Below are 20,851 nucleotides of genomic sequence, written 5' to 3'. Positions count from 1 at the left end.
TCCAAAAATCAGGTTAAAAAAAAGGGGCACCAAAGCCCCTTCTTCAGGCTCGCAGGTGCGCCAATCAGGCCGAAGCGCCTTCTTCGACTTCGACGAATTCGTCGCCATTGCCTTCGGCGATGGCCTTGACCACGTCACCGGTGGCGCTGTTGCGGCCTTCGATGATCGCGTCGGCGATGCCGCGGGCGTACAGCGTGACAGCCTTCGACGAGTCGTCGTTGCCAGGGATCACGTAGTCGATGCCTTCGGGCGAGTGGTTGGAGTCCACAACGCCGATCAGCGGAATGCCGAGCTTCTTGGCTTCGGCCACGGCGATCTTGTGGAAGCCCACGTCAATCACGAAGATGGCGTCGGGCAGCGCGGCCATGTCCTGGATGCCGCCGATGTCCTTTTCGAGCTTCTCGATTTCGCGCGAGAAGGTCAGTTGCTCCTTCTTGCTCAGCGAGTCGAGGCCGGCTTCCTGCTGGGCCTTCATGTCCTTCAGACGCTTGATCGAGGTCTTGACGGTCTTGAAGTTGGTCAGCATGCCGCCGAGCCAGCGGGTGTCGACGAAGGGCACGCCGGCGCGACGGGCTTCTGCCGCCACGATTTCACGGGCTTGGCGCTTCGTGCCGACCATCAGGATCGTGCCGCGGTTGGCGGTGAGCTGCTTGGCGTACTTCATCGCGTCCTGGAACATCGGGAGCGACTTTTCCAGGTTGATGATGTGAATCTTGTTGCGATGGCCGAAGATGTACGGGGCCATCTTGGGGTTCCAGAAGCGGGTTTGGTGACCGAAATGGACACCTGCTTCCAGCATTTCGCGCATGGTGGTAGACATTGAAATTACTCCAAAGGTTGGGTCTAAAATCCAGCCCGTTTTGTGCTCTTTCTGAATGGAGTCACAACACCTTGATTGGGCCGGTTTGCGGATGTGTTTGACTGGGTGCAACGGGAGCCGTCGCTCAGCCAGCGAAACCCAAAGAGTATAGCACGGCCGCCGGCCCCTCCTCCCTGAACCCGAGCTGCTCGCACAGCCTCTGCCTCCACCCATGAACGACCTTCACGCCACCCGTCTCGATCTTCTGGCAGGTGGCTCCGATGCACGCACCGAAATGGAGCGTGCCATCGGCATCGCCCAGTCCCCGGTCTGCGCGCACGTCTTCACCCGCACCATGTTCGACGAGGCCAGGCAGGCTGCCGCCGCGTCGAACCCCGACAGCCGGCTTTCGGGCCTCGCCTTCACCGCCAAGGACCTGTTCGACATCAAAGGCCAGCCAACGCCCGCCGGCTCCGTGGTCCTGGCCCATGCGCCAGCCGCCAACGCCGATGCCCTCGCCGTGGCACGGCTGCGCGCCGCGGGCGGCGTGCTGACCGGCCGCACCAACATGTCGGAGTTCGCCTTCTCGGGCGTCGGCGTCAACCCGCACCACGGCACACCGGCCAACGTGAGCGATGCCGCCACGCCGCGCATCCCGGGCGGCTCGTCGTCCGGCGCGGCGATCTCGGTGGCCAGCGGAGCCGCGTTCATCGGCCTGGGCTCCGACACCGGCGGCTCAATCCGCATTCCGGCGGCACTGAACGGCATTGTTGGCTTCAAGAACACGGCCCGCCTGACGCCAGCCGACGGCGCACTGCCGCTTTCGACCACTCTGGACACCGTCTGCGCCATGACGCGCTCGGTGCGCGACGCCATCACCGCGCACGAGATCCTCGCGGCGCGCCGAGTAACCGCCGGCAACGCCCCTCTGGCAGCCTATAGGCTGGCGGTGGTGAAGAACGTGTTCTTCGATGGCATCGAACCCGCCGTGTCTACCGCCTTCGAGCGCTCGCTGAAGGCGCTCCGCGCAGCCGGCGCTCGCATCGTGGAGATCGAACTGCCCGAGCTCGCAGAACTGGCCACCATCAATGCCACCGGTGGCTTCTCGGCCGCCGAGTCGCACGCTTGGCACCGCCTGCTGCTGGAACGCAGCGGCGCAGGCTACGACCCGCGCGTGGCCCAGCGCATCCTGCGCGGCGCCACAATGAAGGCCCATGAATACATCGACCTGATCCATGCCCGCCGCGACTGGATCGCCCGAGTCGAAACCACACTCGCTCCGTTCGACGCTGTGCTGTCGCCAACCGTGCCGATCACTGCGCCGTCCATCGCCAGCGTAGCGCCGGGCGCCGAGTGCGATGACGAATTCTTCCGCGTCAATGCATTGCTGCTGCGCAACCCGTCGATCATCAACATGCTCGACGGCTGCGCCATCTCGCTGCCCTGCCACGCCGCCGGCGAACTGCCGGTCGGTCTGATGCTGTGGCACGCCGCGCTGCACGACGACGCCGTGCTCGCGATAGCGCTCCAGACCGAGCGCACACTGCAAAATTAACAGCTGACACTGTCCACCTCACGGGCGTCAGCCATCTCTCTTATTCAGAACATTCAATGAAAATCGCGATCGTGGGCGCCGGCATCATCGGCGTCACCACCGCCTGGGAACTGGTTTCCGACGGCCATGAAGTGACCGTGTTCGAGCGCAGGGGCGCCGCCGCAGAAGAAGCCAGCTTCGCCAATGCCGGCGTGGTCGCTCCCGGGTACGTCACACCGTGGGCCGCGCCAGGCATGCGCGGCAAGGTGCTGCGCTCGCTGCTGTCCTCGCACGGCGCCATCAAGCTGCGCTGGCCGCTGGGCTCGCGCGACCTCGGCTGGCTTTCGCGCTGGCAGAAGGCCTGCAAGCTCGAAACCTACCTGGCCAACCGCGCCCGCATGCAGCGACTGGCCTTCTACAGCCGCAACCGGCTGCACGAGGTGACCGAGGCGCGCGAGCTCAGCTACGAACGCAGCGACGGCTACCTGGTGCTGCTGCGCTCCAAGCGCGACAAGAAGCTGGTGCAGGCCGGGCTGGAGGTGCTGCGCTCGGCGGGCAGCGTCTTCAAGGAAATCGACGCCGACGAGGCCCGCCTGATCGAGCCCGCCCTCAATCCCGACACCCCGCTGGCAGGCGCCATCCACCTGCCCGAAGACGAAGTGGCCAACTGCCGCCAGTTCGCGCTGCTGCTCAAGTGGGAGGCCGAGTCGTTCGGCGCGCAGTTTCATTTCAACTGCGACATCGCGCCGCTGAGCCGCGCGGCGCCCACCTCGCTGTCGCTGGCGAGCGGCTCCGACCCTGTGCGCTACGACGCGGTCGTGGTGTGCGCCGGCCTGGCCTCGGCCACGCTGCTTCGGCCGCTGGGCCTGCGCATCCCGATGGCGCCTGTCTACGGCCATTCGGTGAGCGCGCCGATTCGCGAGCCGCTCAACGCGCCACGCAGCGCGGTGATGGACGAACGCTACAAGGTCGCCATCTCCCGCCTGGGCCAGCGCGTGCGGGTGGCCGGCAGCGCCGAGATCGGCGGCTCGCTGGACACGATGAACCCGGCCGCGGTGCAAACGCTCTACAAGGTGCTGCACGACTGGTTCCCGGGTGCGGCCACGCTGCAGTCCGGCGTGCAGCAATGGAAAGGCGCACGGCCGATGCTGCCGGACGGCCCACCGGTGCTGGGTGCCAGCGGCATTCCCGGCGTGTGGCTCAACCTTGGCCATGGGTCGAGCGGCTGGGCGCTGTCGTGCGGCAGTGCGCGCGTGCTGGGCGACCTGATTGCCGGACAGGACCCTGGCATCGACCTCGAAGGGCTCGGGGTCGAACGGCTCAGTCTTTAGGACCCCACTGGCTCAGGGCCTCGGGGCTCGCCGGCTGCTCGACAGGCAGCGCGGGCTCCGGCGGGGGGCGAAGTCTGCTGGCAATCCATCCCAGCAGTCCGGGGCCGAGCAGTGCAAAGAAAATCAGGCACAGCGCAGCAGCACCCAGCAGGGCCAGGCGCATCAGGCCAGAAGCCGTTTCGCCCGGGACGTCGAACCACCGGATCACGCTGCAGCCGAAGCCGACATTGGCGGCCCAGGCCACGTCCCGCAGAGACACCCACCGCTTCAGCTCTGCCAGCAGGAAGACGCCCCATACGGCGCACAACAGACCCAGAACCCATCCCAGCCCGGCAATCCACGCCATCGTCGCAGCGAGGAAAAAGACAAGCGCTGCGAAAAGCAGGACAAGCAGCCAACCGACGCCTTTGAAGCTCATCCCCGGATGATAGGGAGACAGCACGGCGGCACAATGCGCCGATGCAACGCACCACCTCCGCCACCGCTGCCGAGCTGTTCAACATCGCCGCCACGCGCCGCATCGAACATGCTGCGGCGGCCGCCCTGCCCGCTCACGCGCTGATGCAGCGCGCCGGCCTCGCAGTGGCACGGCTTGCGATGGCGATTGCGCCGCACGCGCGCACGATCTGGGTGGCCTGCGGGCCGGGAAACAACGGCGGCGATGGCTTCGAGGCGGCTGCGCAGTTGCGTCACCGGGGCTTCTTTCCTGTCGTCACATTCCTGGGAGATGAAAGCCGCTTGCCGCCGGACGCCAAGGCATCGCTACAGCGTGCCCGCGATGCGGGCGTCACCTTTGCATCGACGCCGCCTTCGGCCTATGAACTGGCCATCGACGCGCTGCTCGGCATCGGATCGACGCGACCACCCGAAGGCACGATGGCCGAATGGCTGGCGAAGATGCATACGAGCGGCCAACCCGTGCTCTGCGTCGACGTGCCATCGGGCCTGAATGCGGACACCGGCACGCTGCCTCACGGTATCGACCACGCGCAAGCATCGGCCCGCACCTGCATCACCTTTCTCGCATTGAAGCCCGGCCTGTTCACTGCCCAGGGCCGCGATGCGGCGGGTACGGTATGGCTCGACGATCTGGGCTGCAGCGCATTCAAGGATCAACCAGTCGCCCGAATCGCCGGAGCACCCGATGCGCAGCCGCGCGCCCATGCCTCGCACAAAGGCAGCTACGGCGATGTCGCGGTGATCGGCGGAGCCTCCGGCATGGCGGGCGCCGCCTTGCTGGCCGGCTCGGCAGCACTGCATGGCGGCGCGGGACGCGTGTTCGTCGGATTGCTCGACCCGAGCGCGGCCCCCGTCGACACCGCCCAACCCGAACTGATGCTGCGCGACGCCCGAACGCTCGACCTGTCAGGCATGACGGCGGTGTGCGGCTGCGGCGGTGGAGAGGCGGTGCGAGAACTGCTGCCGCGCGTGCTCTCGACGGCGGCCGCTTTGGTGCTAGATGCCGATGCGCTCAACGCCATCGCGGCTGATGGCGCGCTGCAAGCACAGCTGACGTCCCGGGGAAAAAGCGGATCGCCCACCGTGATCACGCCACATCCACTGGAAGCTGCGCGCCTGCTGGGCTGCACGGTCGGCGATGTCCAGGCCGACAGGCTGGCCGCGGCCCGTCAGCTCGCCGCGCGCTTCGGTGTCGTAGTTGTGCTCAAGGGTTCGGGCACCGTCATTGCAGGCGCCACCGACACTCTGCCAGTCATCAACCTGACCGGCAACGCCCGCCTTGCGACCGCAGGCACCGGCGACGTACTGGCCGGCATGATCGGCGCTGCGCTGGCCATGCGCCGGCCAGCCCTCGAGGCAGCGCGCGAAGCCGTCTGGCAGCACGGCCACATCGCCGACACATGGCCGTCCGATGCAGCCCCGCTAACGGCCGGCACGCTGGCCCGCCGCGCGCCCGTCTGAGGAGCGAGCGTTAGCCGCGCCCGACGAAGGGCATCTTCGTCGCCATGATGGTGTGGAACAGCACGTTGGCCTCCAGCGGCAGGTTTGCCATGTAGAGCACCGACTGGCCGACGATCTTGACGTCGATCAGCGGCTCGATCGCGAGTTCGCCATTAGCCTGCGGCACGCCCTTGGCCATGCGCGCAGCCAACTCTGTCATGGCGTTGCCCACGTCCACCTGCCCCACGGCGATGTCGTACTTGCGGCCGTCGAGCGACGCAGTCTTGGTCAGCCCCTCGACCGCGTGCTTGGTCGCCGTGTAGGCAGCCGAGTTCGGCCGCGGCGCCGTGGCCGAGATGGAGCCGTTGTTGATGATGCGGCCGCCCATCGGCGTCTGTGCCTTCATCGTGCGGAATGCCTGCTGGATACAGAAGAACATGCCCGTCAGGTTGATGTCGACCACGCCTTGCCACTGCGCAGGCGTCCAGTCCTCGAACGGGCCCGGCGGGTTGCCCACGCCGGCGTTGTTGAACAGCAGGTCGACGCGGCCGAAGCGCTCGACGGTGGCGGCGAACAGAGCCTGCACCGAGTCCGCATTGGACACGTCGGTCGGCACCGCGAAGGCGCGCGCACCGGCGCCCGATTCTTGCGCCACCTGTTCCAGCGGCTCCAGGCGGCGCCCTGCCAGAACCACGCTCCAGCCGTCGCCCAGCAGCGCCAGCGCGGCGGCGCGGCCGATGCCGGAGCCCGCACCCGTGACGATGGCGATGCGGCCCTTGTTGTCTTCAGCGCTCATGCTGTCTGTCTCTTTCTCTTTTCGGTTTGTCGATGGTTCGTGCGGCGTGCAAATCTTTCTTCAGCGGCGCGGCTTGCGCCCCTTCATCTTGTTGGCAGCCTTCTTGACCGCCGACTTGAAGGCCTGCATCGCCGACTGCGGACCGGCCGTGGCCGAGGTGCCGCGCTCCGCGCGCGACTCGGCGTTGCCGGCTTCGGCCTTGTGACGCGTGCTGCGCTTGGCCGAGGCCTTGACCGGCACGCCCGATGATGCCGCACCCTTGTCCTTCATGGCACGGGCCGTGAGCTCTTCGCCTTCGCGCACGAGGCGGAAGTCGATCTTGCGGCCGTCCAGGTCGACGCGGCTTACCTGCACCCGCACCCGCGTGCCGATGGCATAGCGGATGCCGGTGCGCTCGCCGCGCAGCTCCTGGCGCATCTCGTCGAACTTGAAGTATTCGCCGCCGAGCTCGGTGATGTGCACCAGGCCTTCGACGTACATCGCGTCGAGCGTGACGAAGATGCCGAAGGTCGTGGCCGCGGTGACCACGCCGCCGTATTCCTCGCCGAGATGCTCGCGCATGTACTTGCACTTGAGCCAGGCCTCGACGTCGCGGCTGGCTTCGTCGGCGCGGCGCTCGTTGGCGCTGCAATGCAGGCCTGCGGCTTCCCAGGCCAGCACTTCCTTGGTGGGAGCGACGGTGGCCTTCTGCGGCTTGCTGGTTGGCGCTTTCACGCGCGACGCGAGCCGCTTGGCCAGCTTGGCATGCGCCTCGCCGGGCGTGGGCAGCATCGGCAGCTGGTAGCGCGTCTTCGACAGGATCGCCTTGATCACGCGATGCACCAGCAGGTCCGGATAGCGCCGGATCGGGCTCGTGAAGTGCGTGTAGGCCTCGTAGGCCAGGCCGAAGTGGCCGCTGTTGATCGGCGTGTAGATCGCCTGCTGCATCGAGCGCAGCAGCATGGTGTGGATCTGCTGCGCGTCGGGGCGCTCCTTGGTGGCGTCGGCGATTGCCTGGAACTCGCCCGGCTTGGGATCGTCGGTGATGCTGAGGCCGACACCCATGGCCTTGAGATAGCCGCGCAGGATTTCCTTCTTCTCGGGCGTCGGGCCTTCGTGCACGCGGTACAGGCCCGGGTGCTTGCCTTCGGCGATGAAGTCGGCGCTGCAGACGTTGGCCGCGAGCATTGCCTCTTCGATCAGGCGGTGCGCCTCGTTGCGCGTGCGCGGCACGATCTTTTCGATGCGGCCGGCGTCGTCGCAAATGATCTGCGTCTCGGTGGTTTCGAAGTCGACCGCGCCACGCTTGCCGCGCTGCTTGAGCAGCGCCTTGTAGACGTCGGCGAGGTTCAGCAGGTCCTTGACGCGATCCTTGCGCTTGGCGGCTTCGGGGCCGCGCGTGTTGCCAAGGATGGCGGCCACTTCGGTGTACGTGAAGCGCGCATGGCTGAACATCACGGCCGGATAGAACTGGTACGCGTAGATCTCGCCATCGGCCGCGACCAGCATGTCGCACACCATGCACAGGCGCTCGACCTCGGGGTTGAGCGAGCACAGGCCGTTCGACAGCTTCTCGGGCAGCATCGGGATCACGCGGCGCGGGAAGTAGACGCTGGTGGCGCGGTCGTAGGCGTCGATGTCGATGCCCGAGCCGGTCTGCACATAGGCGCTGACGTCGGCAATGGCAACCAGCAGGCGCCAGCCCTTGCCTCGGCCCACTTTCGCAGGCTCGCAATACACGGCATCGTCGAAGTCGCGTGCGTCTTCGCCGTCGATGGTGACGAGCGGAATGTCGGTGAGGTCAACGCGCCCCTTCTTGTCGGCGGGACGAACCTTCTCGGGCAGCGCCTTGGCCTCGGCCAGGCACTCCGCGGAAAACTCGTGCGGCACGCCGTACTTGCGCACGGCGATCTCGATCTCCATGCCGGGGTCGTCGATCTCGCCCAGCACTTCTTTCACACGACCAACGGGCTGGCCAAACAGAGCCGGCGGCTCGGTGAGTTGCACGACCACAACCTGCCCCACCTTCGCGGGACCGGTTGCGCCCTTGGGAATCAGGACGTCCTGGCCATAGCGCTTGTCTTCCGGTGCAACGAGCCAGATGCCGCCTTCGTGCAAGAGGCGGCCGATGATGGGCTGCTCGGGACGCTCGACGATTTCCACCACGCGCCCTTCGGGGCGGCCGCGGCGGTCCTGGCGCACGACGCGCGCCTTGACGCGGTCCTTGTGCAGCACCGCGCGCATTTCGTTCGGCGGCAGGTAGATGTCTGCTTCACCGTCGTCGCGCTGCACGAAGCCGTGCCCATCGCGATGTCCTTGAACAGTTCCTTCGAATTCATCCAGCAAGCCGCTGGAAGTGACATTATTTTTGATATGATCTCCTTCTTTCCTGAAATTCAAAACATTGCTGCTTCGGCAGCTCTGTGGGCCCAGATGGCGGAATTGGTAGACGCACTAGTTTCAGGTACTAGCGAGTAACATCGTGGAGGTTCGAGTCCTCTTCTGGGCACCAAGTTTAAACAGACCTTTACCGGGTCATTCGATTCAAGCCACCGGCCTCCGGTGGCTTTTTTCATGGCCGCTTGAATCCGCATCAAACGCCCGACGCAGCCCTCACGAGCGAGACCAAGCAGACACTTGAGCTTCTCCACACGCTTCGAAACGACGGAATTGCCGGGCCAAATTGTGTATACTCGCAGTCTTTGCTGAAAAGCAGAACAAGCCCAGATGGCGGAATTGGTAGACGCACTAGTTTCAGGTACTAGCGAGTAACATCGTGGAGGTTCGAGTCCTCTTCTGGGCACCAAATTCAAGCAGACCCTTACCAGGTCATTCGATTCAAGCCACCGGCCTCCGGTGGCTTTTTTCTTGTCCATTCGAATCCGCATCAAACGGGCAATGCGATCAGGTCGTGGCCCTCGGCACCCACGATGCGCGCGCGGGTGAACTCACCCACCTTCAGCGTCTTGCTGATCTTCTCGGGCGGCAGCAGGCGAACCGTGCCGTCGATCTCCGGCGCATCGGCATACGTGCGCCCCACTCCGCCCTTGCGACCCATGCCGGGCGCCGAATCGACCAGCACCTGCATCGTCGAGCCGATGCGCCTTTGCAGCTTGGCGATCGACACGGCCTCAGCCACCTCCATGAAACGCGCGCGGCGCGCCTCGCGCTCGGCTTCGGGCAGCATGCCCGGAATATCGTTGGCGGTAGCACCTGCCACCGGGCTGTAGGCAAAGCAACCGGCACGGTCGATTTCGGCTTCACGGATGAATTCGAGCAGATGCTCGAATTCCTGCTCCGTCTCGCCGGGGAAGCCAGCGATGAAGGTACTGCGAATCACGAGCTCCGGGCACACCTCGCGCCAGCGCGCCAGCCGCTCCAGATTTTTTTCACCACTGGCCGGGCGCTTCATGCGCTTCAGCACATCGGGATGGCTATGCTGCAAAGGAACGTCGAGGTACGGCAGCACCTGACCGCTCGCCATCGACGGAATGATCTCGTCGACGCTCGGGTACGGGTACACGTAGTGCAGGCGAACCCAGGCGCCATACGGCTCGGCGATTTCACCCAGTGTGCGCACCAATTCGAGCATGCGGGTCTTGACCGGCTTGCCATCCCAGAACCCGGTGCGGTATTTCACGTCGACGCCATAGGCCGAGGTGTCCTGGCTGATCACCAGCAGCTCTTTCACGCCGCCTTCGAACAAGGCCTTTGCTTCGTTCAACACGTCGCCGACCGGCCGCGACACGAGGTCGCCGCGCATCGAGGGAATGATGCAGAAGGTGCAGCGATGATTGCAGCCCTCGCTGATCTTCAGGTACGCATAGTGGCGAGGCGTCAGCTTGAGGCCGGCGATACCGAAAGTGTTCGGCACCAGGTCGACGAATGGGTCATGCGGCTTCGGCAGATTGGCGTGCACCGCATCCATCACTTCCTGCGTGGCGTGCGGGCCGGTCACGGCCAGCACGCTCGGATGCATCTGGCGCACCAGATTGCCGCCCTGGTCGCCAGTCTTGGCGCCCAGACAGCCAGTAACGATCACACGGCCATTCTCGGCCAGCGCTTCGCCAATGGTGTCCAGACTCTCCTTCACGGCATCGTCGATGAAGCCGCAGGTGTTGACGATCACCAGATCGGCACCTTCGAAAGTCTTGGCGGTTTGATAACCCTCGGCACTCAGCTGGGTCAGGATCAGTTCGGAATCGGTCAGGGCCTTGGGGCAGCCCAGGCTCACGAAACCGACCTTGGGGGCGGTCGGCATGGCCGTACGTTCGGGGGAGGCAACTTCGCTCATATGCCTCTATTGTCCCAGCTATCGGTGACGGCAGGACATTCAGGGCCGCTTAATGCCAAAGGCCCCCAGTACCTGCTCGGTGTTTTTCTGCATCTGCTCCTGCATTTGCAGGAAAACGCTCTTCGACTGCTCGACGTAATTGCCCATCAGCCCCTGCAGCATCGGCGACTGCATGGTCATGAAGCGCGACCACATCTCGGGCGTCAGGCCTTCGGCCTTTTCGGCGAGCTGCGCCTGCACCTCGGTCATGGCCTGGATGTTCTTCTCGAGGTACGGACCCATGTAGCCCTGCATTGCCTGCCCGTAGAAACGGATGATGTTGGCCAGCACCTGCTCGGTGAACATCGGCGCACCACCCGCCTCTTCTTCGAGAATGATCTGCAGCAGGATGCTGCGCGTGAGGTCGTCGCCGGTCTTGGCATCGCGCACCACGAACTGGGCACTCTGAATGACCAGCTGCTTCACCTCGGTCAGCGTGATGTACGTGGATGTCTCGGTGTCGTAGAGCCTTCGGTTGGGGTACTTCTTGATCACACGCTGTACCGGCTTGACCCCGGACTTCTTGCTCTGCACTGCGGACTCCTTCACATGGACGCCCATGTCATCGGATGATTCTAGGGAGCGGTTTTGCTGCGCCGCGACAAGGTTTACCCTGACCAGACGCGGCACTTTCCTCAATCCGGCGATGTCGCGTACTCCGCGCCGCACGCATGGCAGGCGGCCGTCTCGGGTCGCTCTTTGTCAGCCTCCCGAAACCGCAGTGGCGTTTTCTGCCCGTAGACCACCCAGCAGCGCGGGCAGTGCTCTTGCCCCAGGGTCGGCAGATATGCGCGAGCGCGTTGCTCGGCACGCTCTTCGGTGAGAGGCATGCCCTGGCGTTGCGCACGCAGCACCTCGCGTGCCGCCATGGTGTCGGTACGCCCACCTGCATAGTCGTTGATGCCGTAGACAGCACGCGCAAACTCGAGAGGAGCCTGCCTCAACAGTGCGGCCAGGCGCTTGTCGGCATGAGCCCGATCAACAGGCGTTGATCGCGTATTCATCTGATCGCTTATCAAGAAAAGTGGAATGGAATTGCAGAGCAGCCAAGGTAGCACAACAACATGGCCAAGGTCTTTGCCTGCATCACCACAAGGGACGATATGTGCACCGGGGAACCCGGTGCATGCTCTGTCAGCTGATCCGGTGGTTGGCCGGGGCTGAAGCAGAAATTGGTAGGCGCGATTGGACTCGAACCAACGACCCCCACCATGTCAAGGTGGTGCTCTAACCAGCTGAGCTACGCGCCTAAGGATGTGTCCGAGAAGCAGCTATTGTAGCAGGAGAAAACGTGCTTTTCAGCGACGACGTGCAGATCGCACACCAATCACTGCCGTGACCATGCCAAGAACCTGCGTGAGCCGCGCGGCATCCGCGATTTCAACGGTGAACGTCATCCACGCCGTGCCCTTGATCGACTGCGTCTGCACGCCGATCACATTCATCTTCTCGCGTGCGAACACATCGGAGATATCGCGCAGCAGGCCCTGCCGGTCGGCCGCTTCGACAGCCACGTCCACCGCATACACGGGCGCGTCGGCGCCCTTCTTCGCGACGCCCCACTCCACGTCGATGACGCGCTCGCCATCCTTCGCGGCCATCGTGCGGAAGTTGCTGCAATCGCTGCGGTGCACGCTGACGCCGTGGCCTCGCGTGACGAAGCCGCGAATGGCATCGGGCGGCGCGGGCTTGCAGCACTTGGCAAGCTGCGTCATCAACGAAGACACACCCACCACGAGCACGCCGCCCTTGCCCGACTTCTCGCTGCCGCGCGCCTTCTTGATGAGCACGCCGTCGTCGGGCCCTGGCGCGGGCTCCGGTGGGCGCAGCAGCGTCTCGATGTTGCGCAGCGAGAACTCGTCCTTGCCGACCACTTCGAACAGATGGTCCGCCGACTTGAAGCCCAGCTGCGACGCCAGGTCTTCGAGCCGCACGGCCGTCTTGCCTTCGCGCTGCAGCAGCTTCTCGACCGCTTCGCGTCCGCGCGCCACGGTCTCGTGCGTGATCTGCGCGTTGAACCATGCACGCACCTTCGCACGTGCACGATGGCTGGCGAGGTAGCCCAGTTCGGCATTGAGCCAGTCGCGCGAGGGCCCGCCTTCCTTGGCCGCGATGATCTCGACCGTCTGCCCGTTCGACAGCGGCGTGTTCAACGGCACCATCGCGCCGTCGACACGCGCCCCGCGGCAGCGATGGCCCAGTGTGGTGTGCACGGTGTAGGCAAAGTCGACCGGCGTCGCGCCCTGCGGCAGTTCGACGATGGCAGCATCGGGCGTCAGCACATAGATGCGGTCGTCGAAAAGCCCCTGCCCCTGCAGGCCACCCGAAAGATCGCGCTCCCACGCCAGCAGTTGCCGCAGCACCGCGATCTTCGCGTCGTACTCGCCGCTGGCCCACACGCCCGCGTAGCCCTTGTGGCCCGCTTCCTTGTAGGCCCAGTGCGCCGCCACGCCATGCTCGGCGTGGTCGTGCATCTCTTCGGTGCGAATCTGGATCTCGATCGGCTTGCCTGCCTTGCCATCCAACAGCTCGCGCACCACCGTGTGCAGCGACTGGTAGCCGTTGGGCTTGGGCCGCGCGATGTAGTCGTCGAACTCTTCGTCGATGGGCTGGAAATGCGAGTGCACCCACGCCAGGGCCGCATAGCAGTCCTTCACGTCGGGCACCACCACGCGCAGCGCGAGGATGTCGAAGACCTGCTCGAAGTCGAGCGACTTGCCGCGCATCTTCTTGACGATGCTGTAGATGTTCTTGGGCCGCCCCTGCACCGCGGCCTTGACGCCTTCGGCCTGCAGTTCGCTCTCCAGCTGCGAGCGCAGTTGCTCGACGTGCCCTTCGCGCTCGATGCGCTTTTCGTCGAGCAGGCGCGCGATCAGCTTGTAGGTTTCAGGCTCGAGGAAGCGGAACGAAAGATCTTCGATCTCCCACTTCACCTGCCAGATGCCCAGGCGGTTGGCCAGCGGCGCAAACACCTGCAGCGACTCGCGCGCCACACCCTCCGGCGCAGGCCGCTTGCTCGCAGCCGCATGCCGCAGTGTCTGCAGGCGCGAGGCCAGCCGCAGCATCACCACGCGCAGGTCGCGCGAGAACGCCAGCAGCATCTTGCGCACGTTCTCGGTCTGAGCGCCGGCGCCTTCGGCGTGATGCCCCTGCGAGGCCGAGCGGGCCTGCTCCTGCACGCGCACCAGCTTGGTCGTCTCGACCGCGAGCGCCGCGAAGTTGTCGCCGAACACCTTGGCGATCACCTCCTGCGGGCGATTCAGGTGCTGGCACGAATAGACCAGGTAGCTCGCCGCCTGCATGGCCTCGGAGCCACCCATCTTCGCGACGATGGTGGCCACCGCGTCGGCGTGTGCGAGCGTGTTCTCTCCCGTGTCGAGCTTTTCATCGGCGATCAGCGGCTCGGCGAACGCACGCGCGCGCGCCAGCATGTTCTCCATCACCGGCGTGCGGTCGGCCGTTGCGGCGGACAACGGGTAGTCGACCATGGCCGCATCGGACATGGGTGCCGTCTGGAGGCTCGAAGAATCGCGCTTCACGCTTCGCTCACTCAATCACTCAGTCGAAAAGGAAGTCGGTGACGGCAGCGATCTGTGCGGGGTCCACAAAGGTCGGCGCATGGCCCACGCCATCGAACTCGACCAGCTTGGCATGCGGGCCGCGCTGCGTCATGGCCAGGGCAGTTTCGCGCGACAGCAGATCCGATACGGCGCCGCGCGTGATGAGCGTGCGCGCCTCGATGGCGTCGTACAGGCTCCACATGATTGCGCCACCCTGTGCCGCGGCCTCGGGGGTGATGGCGCGCAGCGCCACGCCGATGGCCGGATCGTAGTGAAGCAGCCAGGAGCCTTCATCACCACCGCCCGCCTCGACCTTGGCCGAGCCATCGGCCGTGCGCTGCGACGCAGGCACCACCATGTGCTGCGACAGCGCCAGCCACTGGGCCGGCGTGTGCGGGCCGAAGGTGGTCGACAGCGCCCACATGGCATCGGCCGCCGCCTGCACGCTCTCGTAGCTGCCGTTCTTCCCCACGTAGGCGCCAATGCGCTGCACCGCGGCCGGCTCGATCGTCGGACCGACATCGTTCGCGATGAAGCGGCGGATGGGCCGCGCCAGCGGCAGTTCCTTGTGGCCCGCGAGCACGAAGCCGATCAGCCCGCCCATGCTGGTGCCCAGATAGTCGAGCGTGTCGATGGCCTGCTCGCGATGCAGCTGCGCAATCAGCGCGACCATGTCTGCCGCATACACCGGCACTTGATAGAAGGCCGGGTCGCGCAACCAGTCGCTGCGCCCACGGCCCACCACGTCAGGGCAGACCACGCGCACATTGCCTTCGGCGCGCGCCACGATGGCTTGCGCCAGCAGGTCGAAATCGCGACCCTGCCGGGTCAGCCCGTGCACGCAGATCACGACATGCGCACTGCGCGCGTCGCCCCATTGCCAATAGGCCATGCGATGGCCGCCCTGGGCGTCGTCGCACGCCACGTAATGAAGCGTCGGTTCGGTCATGAAAACGAAGTCGTCCTGGTGCGGATAATTGTCTCGTCGCATCCTAATTCATCCGGAGATTGATCTTCATGCTCAAAGGCAAAACCGCGCTTGTCACGGGGTCCACCAGCGGCATTGGCCTCGCCATCGCCAAGGCTCTCGCTCAACAAGGAGCAAACATCGTGCTCAACGGCTTCGGCGATGCCGAAACCCCAAAGGCCGAGATCGAAGCTCTCGGCGTGCGCGCCGAATACCACGGCGCCGACATGAGCAAGCCCGACCAGATCGAAGACATGATGAGCTTCGCCGCTTCGAAGTTCGGCCGTGTCGACGTCCTCATGAACAACGCCGGCATCCAGCATGTGGCCAAGGTCGAAGACTTTCCCACCGAACGTTGGGACGCCATCATCGCAATCAACCTCACCAGCGCGTTTCATACAACGCGCCTGGCAATTCCCGCGATGCGCGAAGCCAACTGGGGCCGCGTCATCAACATCGCATCAGCTCATGGCCTCGTGGCGTCGGCGCAGAAATCGGCCTATGTGGCGGCCAAGCACGGCATCGTCGGCCTGACCAAGTCGGTCGCACTCGAAACCGCAACCACCGGCATCACCGTCAATGCAATCTGCCCAGGCTGGGTGCTGACCCAGCTGGTGCAAAAGCAGATCGACGACCGCGCAGCGCGAGAAGGCATCACAGCCGCGCAGGCACAAAACGACCTGCTGGGCGAAAAGCAGCCTTCGCTGCAGTTCACCACGGTCGAGCAACTGGGCGGCCTCGCCGTCTTCCTGTGCTCGCCGGCGGCCGACCAGGTCCGGGGCGTTGCCTGGGCCATGGACGGCGGCTGGACTGCCCAATAAAGGGTAGCCCGTCGGTACGGGTTTCTCTTATTTGAGCTGCACCGAGCCCGACACGCTCACCACCACGCTGGTCTTGCCGGCTTCGACCGGCACAGCCGAATCGGCCGAGAACGACTTGGCCTGCACCGCCATCATGCGCGGGCGGATCGGGCCGTTGTCGCTCGCGTTTACCGACACCTCGCGCAGCGTGTAGCCGCCGAAGCCGAAGCCCTTGGCCAGTTCGCCAGCCTTCTGCTTGAAGTTCTCGATGGCGATGTTCTGCGCCTCGGTCTCGGTCTTGGCGCGCTGTTCGCGGCTCAGGCCAAAGCCCACATTGCCCACGCTGAGCGTGGTGATGCGGCCGGCCGTCTGGGTGATGCGCGGGAAGTCTCGGCCTTCGAGCACCAGCTCGGTCGAGCCCTGCCAACCGTTGATCTTGCCGTCCTTCGTGTAGCGCGGCGACAGGCTGAAGTTGCCGGTGCGCACGTCGAGCTGGCCTGCCTGCGCGTTCTTCTTCGCTTCGGCCAGTGCGGCGTCGAGCGCGGCCTTCAGCTGCGTCTGCACGGTGGCTGCGTCGGTCGCGTCGCGGGTGGTCACGAGCGTCATGCTCAGCATGTCCTGCTGGACTTCGATCGCGCCGGAAGCCGTCAGCTGCAGCACGTTCTGTGGCGCGGGTGTGACGACGTTCTGGGCCAGTGCATTACCGGCAGCGGCCAGGGCGGCGCAGGCCGCGAGCAGTTTGATTTTTTTCTTCAAGGCGAAGTACTCCCTTTTGTTGGTGTGAAAAACAGGCCTGCGTTAGCAAGCACGCAGGCAGGCCAGCCGGTGCGTCAGCGGCGTTGGCTGCGCGGCGCGGTCAGCGACTGGCGGTCCGCGGCCGAAGGCACCGGCACGATCCGCTCGGCCGGCTGCGATTCTGCCGAATTGAGCAAAGCACCCGCCGCGGGCGGGGTCCATTGGCCGCGGACCTGCTGCCGCAGCTCGAACAGCTCGGCGGCGGTAAGGCGCCGGCCGGCAATTGCCTGTTCGCGGCGGACTTCCTCGCGCTGCGCGGCCCGATGGGCCGCCACCGCGTCCCGGACCTCGCTGCGACGCACCTCGCCCACCCTGAAAAAGTCGCCAGACACCGCCAGCGACGGGCCGCAGGCGAAAACGAGGATGAACGGGAGGGCTGAAAAAGGACGTCTCATTGAGTGGAAGTCATCAGGAAGAGCGACTTTGCCACCTCCGCGCTAACGTCAGATGACCAGACGGCGAGCGTCCGCAAGTTTTGTAACTTAGTGTCAAACCATAAGTAAATCCGGCTCAACGACCACCCAACGCCTTCAGAATCGGCCCTGTTACAAATTCATCGTTGTAGAAATGACTCAAGTTCCCGCTCGCACCGACAAGATCGTGATCGTCGACGACGACGCCCGCATCCGCGACCTCCTGCGCCGCTATCTGACCCAGGAAGGTTTTGAAGTGATCGTGGCCGAGGACGGCAAGGCGCTCAACCGCATCCTGTTGCGCGACACGGTCGACCTGATCGTGCTCGACTTGATGATGCCCGGCGAAGACGGCCTCTCGGTCTGCCGACGCCTGCGCGCAGCCAACGACCGCACGCCGATCATCATGCTCACCGCCAAGGGCGAAGACGTGGACCGCATCGTCGGTCTCGAAGTCGGCGCAGACGACTACCTCGGCAAGCCTTTCAACCCGCGCGAACTGCTGGCCCGTGTGCACGCAGTGCTGCGCCGCCGCCCGCCGCTCGAAGCGCCGGGTGCCCCCTCCACGGAGAACGAGACCGTCACTTTCGGCCCGTTCGCCTTCGATCTCGGCTCGCGCACCTTGAAAAAGGATGGCGAAGAGCTCTCGCTGACCACCGGCGAGTTCGCGATGCTGAAGGCGCTGGTGCGCCATCCGCGTCAACCGCTGTCGCGCGAAAAGCTGGCCCAGCTGGCGCGCGGGCGCGAGTTCGAGCCCTTCGACCGCAGCCTGGACGTGCAGATTTCGCGCCTGCGCAAGCTGGTCGAGTCCGACGCCGCCGCGCCGCGCTACATCCAGACCGTCTGGGGCGTGGGCTACGTGTTCGTGCCGGACGGCACGGCCTGACGCCACGTTGAGAGGTGGCCATCGGCCAATCCACCAGACCAGGCCCCGCTCAGGAGGACGGCGCACAAGTCACGATGCCGAGCCCGCTCGAAGCGAGCGCGCAACGTGACCGACGCCCCGGCCTCAAGCTGGGCTTCAGCCTTTTCTGGCGCACCTTCTTCCTGCTGGCGCTGCTGCTGATCGGCTGTACCGTCGCCTGGCTGCAGACCTTCCGCTCGCTCGAATACGAGCCCCGCGCCATTCAAACCGCGCACCAGATCGCCTCGCTCGTGAACCTCACGCGCGCCGCGCTGGTGTATTCGGACGCCATCACCCGGGTGTCGCTGATCAAGACGCTGGCCGACCAGGAGGGCGTGCGCATCCTGCCGCGCGAGCCCAACGACCGGTTCCAGCCCTACACCAGCGGCGCGCTCGACCTGCGCGTGACCGAGGAGCTGATCGACCAATTGGGCGAAGGCACCACGGTCGCAAGCCGCGTGAACGACGAGGCGGGCCTGTGGATCGGCTTCACCATCGAGAGCGACACCTACTGGCTGCTGCTCGACCCCACGCGCTTCAGCCGCGTGGGCGGGCGCACCTGGCTGGTGTGGCTCAGCACCGCCATGGCGCTGTCGCTGGCCGGCGCGGCGCTGATCACCCGGCTCATCAACCTGCCGCTCAAGCAGCTGTCGCGCGCGACCATGCAGGTGCGCGAAGGCGAGTACGAGGCACACCGGCTCGACGAGCGCGCCCGCACCAATGAGATCCGCGCGGTCAACATCGGCTTCAACCGAATGGCGGACCAGCTCGCCAAGATCGAGCAGGACCGCGCCATCATGCTGGCCGGCATCTCGCACGACCTGCGTACGCCACTGGCCCGGCTGCGGCTGGAAACCGAAATGAGCGTGGCCGACGAAGACGCGCGCGACCACATGGCCGCTGACATCGCCCAACTCGACGCGATCATCGACAAGTTCCTCGACTACGCGCGGCCCGACCATGTCGATCCGCGCCCCGTGCTGCTGCGCGACGTGGTGGATGCCTGTACCTATGCAGTGCAGGACTACGAGGAGATGAACATCAAGGTCGAGGTGCCCCCCGACCTGCGGGTGCTGGGCGACGAAGTCGAACTCACGCGCGTGATTTCCAACCTGGTCGAGAACGCGCGGCGCTACGGCAAATCGCCCTCCACAGGCGTGGCCGACGTGACGATCCAGGCGCAGGCCAACAACGACGCGGTGCTGATCAAGGTGCGCGACCACGGCGCGGGCGTCGAGCCCGCCCTGCTCTCGCAGCTGACCAAGCCCTTCTTCCGTGGCGATGCGGCGCGCACGTCAGCCGCCGGTGCGGGCCTGGGCCTGTCGATCGTGGCGAAGAACATCGAGCGCATGGGCGGCACCTTTGCGCTGACCAGCACGCCGGGCCGCGGCCTGGCGGCACACATCCGGATGCCGCGCGCGATGCCGCCGGGCAGCGCCAAGCCCGGCGAGCCGCAGGGCGGCGGCAAGAAGCCGGCCTGATCCGGCCGCGTCAGCGGTGGAGAAGAACGGCCGCGCGGGCTTCCATCGCGCGGCCCTCGCCCACCGGGCCGAGCTTCTCGGCCGTCTTCGCCTTCACGTTCACCTGCTCGATCGCAATGCCCAGCGTGTCGGCGATGCGCTGGCACATGAGCGGAATGTGCGGCGCGAGCTTGGGCGCCTGCGCGATCACGGTGCTGTCGACATTCCCGATCTCCCAGCCCACCGCGCGCACCCGGCGCGCCGCCTCGGCCAGCAGCACCGACGAATCGGCGCCGCGAAACTGCGGATCGGTGTCCGGAAAATGCCGGCCGATGTCGCCCAGCCCCGCGCCGCCCAGCAGCGCATCGGTAATGGCGTGCAGCAGCACGTCGGCGTCCGAGTGCCCCAGCAGGCCGGTGGTGTGCGGCACCTCGACACCGCCCAGGATCAGCTTGCGCCCCGCCACCAGCTGGTGAACGTCCCAGCCCTCGCCCACGCGGATGTTGAAAGCGCTCGTCATGCCAGGCCCTTCTTGCGGCCCAGCAGAACCGCCTCGGCCAGTGCAAAGTCTTCGGGAAAGGTCACCTTGAAGTTCTGCGCGCTGCCTGGCACAAGCAGCGGCGACAAGCCGACCGCCTCGATGGCGCCGGCCTCGTCGGTTACGGTGTCGCCTGTGCGTTCCAGCGCGTCGAGCAGCATGCCAATGCGGAACATCTGCGGCGTCTGCGCCAGCCACTTGTCGGCGCGCGGCAGAGTCTGGGCCACGCGGCTTTCGGCCGTCGACGACTTCAGCGTGTCCGCCAACCGCTGCGCCAGCAGGCCGCCGACGGCGTCGTGCTCGCAGGCTGCGATCAGCGCTTCGATCTGGCTCGAGGTGACGAGGCAGCGCGCCGCGTCGTGCACCAGCACCCAGTCGTGTGCGCCAGCGCCCTTCTGCCGCAGCGCCACGAGGCCATTGCGCACCGTGGCCGCGCGGGTCACGCCGCCCACGCGCAGCAGGTATTCGTTCTCGGCGGGAAAGCGCGGCAGCACCGCATCCACATCGCGGTCGTCCGGCGACACCACCAGCGCCAGCCCGGCGAAGCGCCCCGCCAGCGCGCGGAAGGCCTCCAGCGTGTGGGCCACCATCGGCAGGCCGGCCAGGCGCCGGTACTGCTTGGGCTGGGTGGACTGCGCATGCCCCGCGCGATAGCCGGAGCCGGCACACGGGATCAGCACGAAGAGTCGGGAAGAGGACATGAGGGAGGGCCCGGCGTCGGCGGTGGCCGACAAGCGAATAAG

At 65.8% G+C, this 20,851-nt stretch carries 19 protein-coding genes and 3 tRNA genes; 8 read left to right on the top strand and 14 right to left on the bottom strand.

The features are described from left to right. Positions 1–64: 64 nt before the first annotated feature. Positions 65–820: a 30S ribosomal protein S2 gene (gene rpsB, locus NWF24_RS12825; protein WP_093056541.1), complete on the bottom strand. Its 756-nt coding sequence runs from the start codon at positions 818–820 to the stop codon at positions 65–67. 211 nt (positions 821–1,031) lie between these two features. Between rpsB and NWF24_RS12820 the strand changes: the two genes are divergently transcribed. Both NWF24_RS12820 and NWF24_RS12815 read left to right on the top strand, forming a co-directional pair. After that, positions 1,032–2,354 carry an amidase gene (locus tag NWF24_RS12820; protein WP_258354483.1) on the top strand — a complete coding sequence of 441 codons (1,323 nt, stop codon included), beginning with the start codon at positions 1,032–1,034 and terminating at the stop codon, positions 2,352–2,354. A 56-nt stretch (positions 2,355–2,410) separates the two neighbouring features. After that, positions 2,411–3,664 (top strand): D-amino acid dehydrogenase, encoded by a 1,254-nt coding sequence (locus NWF24_RS12815; RefSeq protein ID WP_258354482.1) that lies wholly within the window; start codon positions 2,411–2,413, stop codon positions 3,662–3,664. Here the strand turns inward: NWF24_RS12815 and NWF24_RS12810 are convergent. Beyond that, a complete protein-coding gene (locus NWF24_RS12810; RefSeq protein ID WP_258354481.1) occupies positions 3,654–4,082 on the bottom strand; it encodes a hypothetical protein in 429 nt (142 codons plus the stop codon). The genes NWF24_RS12815 and NWF24_RS12810 overlap by 11 nt on opposite strands. 41 nt (positions 4,083–4,123) lie before the next feature. On the opposite strand from NWF24_RS12810, the gene NWF24_RS12805 reads away from it, so the two are divergent. After that, on the top strand, positions 4,124–5,584 hold the full coding sequence (locus NWF24_RS12805; RefSeq protein WP_258354480.1) for an NAD(P)H-hydrate dehydratase: 1,461 nt from the start codon (positions 4,124–4,126) through the stop codon (positions 5,582–5,584). Positions 5,585–5,594: 10 nt separating this feature from the next. Here NWF24_RS12805 and NWF24_RS12800 read toward each other — a convergent pair whose 3' ends face one another. Beyond that, positions 5,595–6,359 (bottom strand): SDR family oxidoreductase, encoded by a 765-nt coding sequence (locus NWF24_RS12800; RefSeq protein ID WP_258354479.1) that lies wholly within the window; start codon positions 6,357–6,359, stop codon positions 5,595–5,597. Between the two features lie 60 nt (positions 6,360–6,419). Next, on the bottom strand, positions 6,420–8,684 hold the full coding sequence (gene rnr, locus NWF24_RS12795) for a ribonuclease R (RefSeq protein WP_371127550.1): 2,265 nt from the start codon (positions 8,682–8,684) through the stop codon (positions 6,420–6,422). A gap of 81 nt (positions 8,685–8,765) precedes the next feature. Here rnr and NWF24_RS12790 point away from each other — a divergent pair. Continuing rightward, positions 8,766–8,850: transfer RNA gene (locus NWF24_RS12790), tRNA-Leu, on the top strand. Between the two features lie 209 nt (positions 8,851–9,059). Next, positions 9,060–9,144 (top strand) — tRNA-Leu (locus NWF24_RS12785). A gap of 81 nt (positions 9,145–9,225) precedes the next feature. Here NWF24_RS12785 and rimO read toward each other — a convergent pair. The 6 genes from rimO to NWF24_RS12755 form a co-directional block, all read right to left on the bottom strand. After that, a complete protein-coding gene (gene rimO, locus NWF24_RS12780) occupies positions 9,226–10,632 on the bottom strand; it encodes a 30S ribosomal protein S12 methylthiotransferase RimO (protein ID WP_258354478.1) in 1,407 nt (468 codons plus the stop codon). 39 nt (positions 10,633–10,671) lie between these two features. After that, complete coding sequence (phaR, locus tag NWF24_RS12775; protein ID WP_258354477.1) at positions 10,672–11,232, bottom strand: polyhydroxyalkanoate synthesis repressor PhaR; 561 nt, start codon at positions 11,230–11,232, stop codon at positions 10,672–10,674. 74 nt (positions 11,233–11,306) lie between these two features. Further along, positions 11,307–11,675: a hypothetical protein gene (locus tag NWF24_RS12770; protein WP_258354476.1), complete on the bottom strand. Its 369-nt coding sequence runs from the start codon at positions 11,673–11,675 to the stop codon at positions 11,307–11,309. Between the two features lie 169 nt (positions 11,676–11,844). Beyond that, positions 11,845–11,921 (bottom strand) — tRNA-Val (locus tag NWF24_RS12765). Between the two features lie 48 nt (positions 11,922–11,969). Continuing rightward, positions 11,970–14,174, bottom strand: a complete 2,205-nt coding sequence (locus NWF24_RS12760) for a RelA/SpoT family protein (RefSeq protein ID WP_375338473.1) — start codon at positions 14,172–14,174, stop codon at positions 11,970–11,972. A gap of 55 nt (positions 14,175–14,229) precedes the next feature. Further along, positions 14,230–15,222 carry an alpha/beta fold hydrolase gene (locus NWF24_RS12755; RefSeq protein ID WP_258354475.1) on the bottom strand — a complete coding sequence of 331 codons (993 nt, stop codon included), beginning with the start codon at positions 15,220–15,222 and terminating at the stop codon, positions 14,230–14,232. Between the two features lie 26 nt (positions 15,223–15,248). Here NWF24_RS12755 and NWF24_RS12750 point away from each other — a divergent pair, with 26 nt between their 5' ends. Then, positions 15,249–16,019 (top strand): 3-hydroxybutyrate dehydrogenase, encoded by a 771-nt coding sequence (locus NWF24_RS12750; RefSeq protein ID WP_258354474.1) that lies wholly within the window; start codon positions 15,249–15,251, stop codon positions 16,017–16,019. A 27-nt stretch (positions 16,020–16,046) separates the two neighbouring features. On the opposite strand, the gene NWF24_RS12745 is transcribed toward NWF24_RS12750, so the two are convergent. Continuing rightward, entirely contained in the window at positions 16,047–16,754 is a 708-nt protein-coding gene (locus NWF24_RS12745) for an SIMPL domain-containing protein (protein WP_258354473.1), read from the bottom strand. Between the two features lie 74 nt (positions 16,755–16,828). Beyond that, on the bottom strand, positions 16,829–17,188 hold the full coding sequence (locus NWF24_RS12740; RefSeq protein ID WP_258354472.1) for a hypothetical protein: 360 nt from the start codon (positions 17,186–17,188) through the stop codon (positions 16,829–16,831). A gap of 172 nt (positions 17,189–17,360) precedes the next feature. Between NWF24_RS12740 and ompR the strand changes: the two genes are divergently transcribed. Both ompR and NWF24_RS12730 read left to right on the top strand, forming a co-directional pair. Then, positions 17,361–18,092, top strand: coding sequence for an osmolarity response regulator transcription factor OmpR (gene ompR / locus NWF24_RS12735; protein WP_007837017.1), 732 nt, complete (start codon positions 17,361–17,363; stop codon positions 18,090–18,092). Positions 18,093–18,166: 74 nt separating this feature from the next. Next, positions 18,167–19,591 (top strand): sensor histidine kinase, encoded by a 1,425-nt coding sequence (locus NWF24_RS12730; RefSeq protein WP_093056528.1) that lies wholly within the window; start codon positions 18,167–18,169, stop codon positions 19,589–19,591. Positions 19,592–19,601: 10 nt separating this feature from the next. Here the strand turns inward: NWF24_RS12730 and ispF are convergent, their stop codons facing one another. Both ispF and ispD read right to left on the bottom strand, forming a co-directional pair. After that, positions 19,602–20,090, bottom strand: a complete 489-nt coding sequence (gene ispF / locus NWF24_RS12725; protein ID WP_258354471.1) for a 2-C-methyl-D-erythritol 2,4-cyclodiphosphate synthase — start codon at positions 20,088–20,090, stop codon at positions 19,602–19,604. Beyond that, positions 20,087–20,809, bottom strand: a complete 723-nt coding sequence (gene ispD / locus NWF24_RS12720) for a 2-C-methyl-D-erythritol 4-phosphate cytidylyltransferase (RefSeq protein WP_258354470.1) — start codon at positions 20,807–20,809, stop codon at positions 20,087–20,089. Before ispD ends, ispF begins: the two co-directional genes overlap by 4 nt. Between the last annotated feature and the right edge of the window lie 42 nt (positions 20,810–20,851).

The organism is Variovorax paradoxus (genome assembly GCF_024734665.1).
Classification (GTDB): Bacteria; Pseudomonadota; Gammaproteobacteria; order Burkholderiales; family Burkholderiaceae_C; genus Variovorax.
The sequence above is the reverse complement of the archived record's forward strand: the minus strand, read 5'-3'. Positions and strand labels throughout refer to the sequence as shown.

Excerpts from the sequence above, each read along its gene's own strand:
- rpsB (WP_093056541.1), bottom strand. The coding sequence starts at position 820 with ATGTCTACCACCATGCGCGAAATGCTGGAAGCAGGTGTCCATTTCGGT.
- NWF24_RS12820 (WP_258354483.1), top strand. The coding sequence starts at position 1,032 with ATGAACGACCTTCACGCCACCCGTCTCGATCTTCTGGCAGGTGGCTCC.
- NWF24_RS12815 (WP_258354482.1), top strand. The coding sequence starts at position 2,411 with ATGAAAATCGCGATCGTGGGCGCCGGCATCATCGGCGTCACCACCGCC.
- NWF24_RS12810 (WP_258354481.1), bottom strand. The coding sequence starts at position 4,082 with ATGAGCTTCAAAGGCGTCGGTTGGCTGCTTGTCCTGCTTTTCGCAGCG.
- NWF24_RS12805 (WP_258354480.1), top strand. The coding sequence starts at position 4,124 with ATGCAACGCACCACCTCCGCCACCGCTGCCGAGCTGTTCAACATCGCC.
- NWF24_RS12800 (WP_258354479.1), bottom strand. The coding sequence starts at position 6,359 with ATGAGCGCTGAAGACAACAAGGGCCGCATCGCCATCGTCACGGGTGCG.
- rimO (WP_258354478.1), bottom strand. The coding sequence starts at position 10,632 with ATGAGCGAAGTTGCCTCCCCCGAACGTACGGCCATGCCGACCGCCCCC.
- phaR (WP_258354477.1), bottom strand. The coding sequence starts at position 11,232 with ATGGGCGTCCATGTGAAGGAGTCCGCAGTGCAGAGCAAGAAGTCCGGG.
- NWF24_RS12770 (WP_258354476.1), bottom strand. The coding sequence starts at position 11,675 with ATGAATACGCGATCAACGCCTGTTGATCGGGCTCATGCCGACAAGCGC.
- NWF24_RS12760 (WP_375338473.1), bottom strand. The coding sequence starts at position 14,174 with ATGTCCGATGCGGCCATGGTCGACTACCCGTTGTCCGCCGCAACGGCC.
- NWF24_RS12755 (WP_258354475.1), bottom strand. The coding sequence starts at position 15,222 with ATGCGACGAGACAATTATCCGCACCAGGACGACTTCGTTTTCATGACC.
- NWF24_RS12750 (WP_258354474.1), top strand. The coding sequence starts at position 15,249 with ATGCTCAAAGGCAAAACCGCGCTTGTCACGGGGTCCACCAGCGGCATT.
- NWF24_RS12740 (WP_258354472.1), bottom strand. The coding sequence starts at position 17,188 with ATGAGACGTCCTTTTTCAGCCCTCCCGTTCATCCTCGTTTTCGCCTGC.
- ompR (WP_007837017.1), top strand. The coding sequence starts at position 17,361 with ATGACTCAAGTTCCCGCTCGCACCGACAAGATCGTGATCGTCGACGAC.
- NWF24_RS12730 (WP_093056528.1), top strand. The coding sequence starts at position 18,167 with ATGCCGAGCCCGCTCGAAGCGAGCGCGCAACGTGACCGACGCCCCGGC.
- ispF (WP_258354471.1), bottom strand. The coding sequence starts at position 20,090 with ATGACGAGCGCTTTCAACATCCGCGTGGGCGAGGGCTGGGACGTTCAC.
- ispD (WP_258354470.1), bottom strand. The coding sequence starts at position 20,809 with ATGTCCTCTTCCCGACTCTTCGTGCTGATCCCGTGTGCCGGCTCCGGC.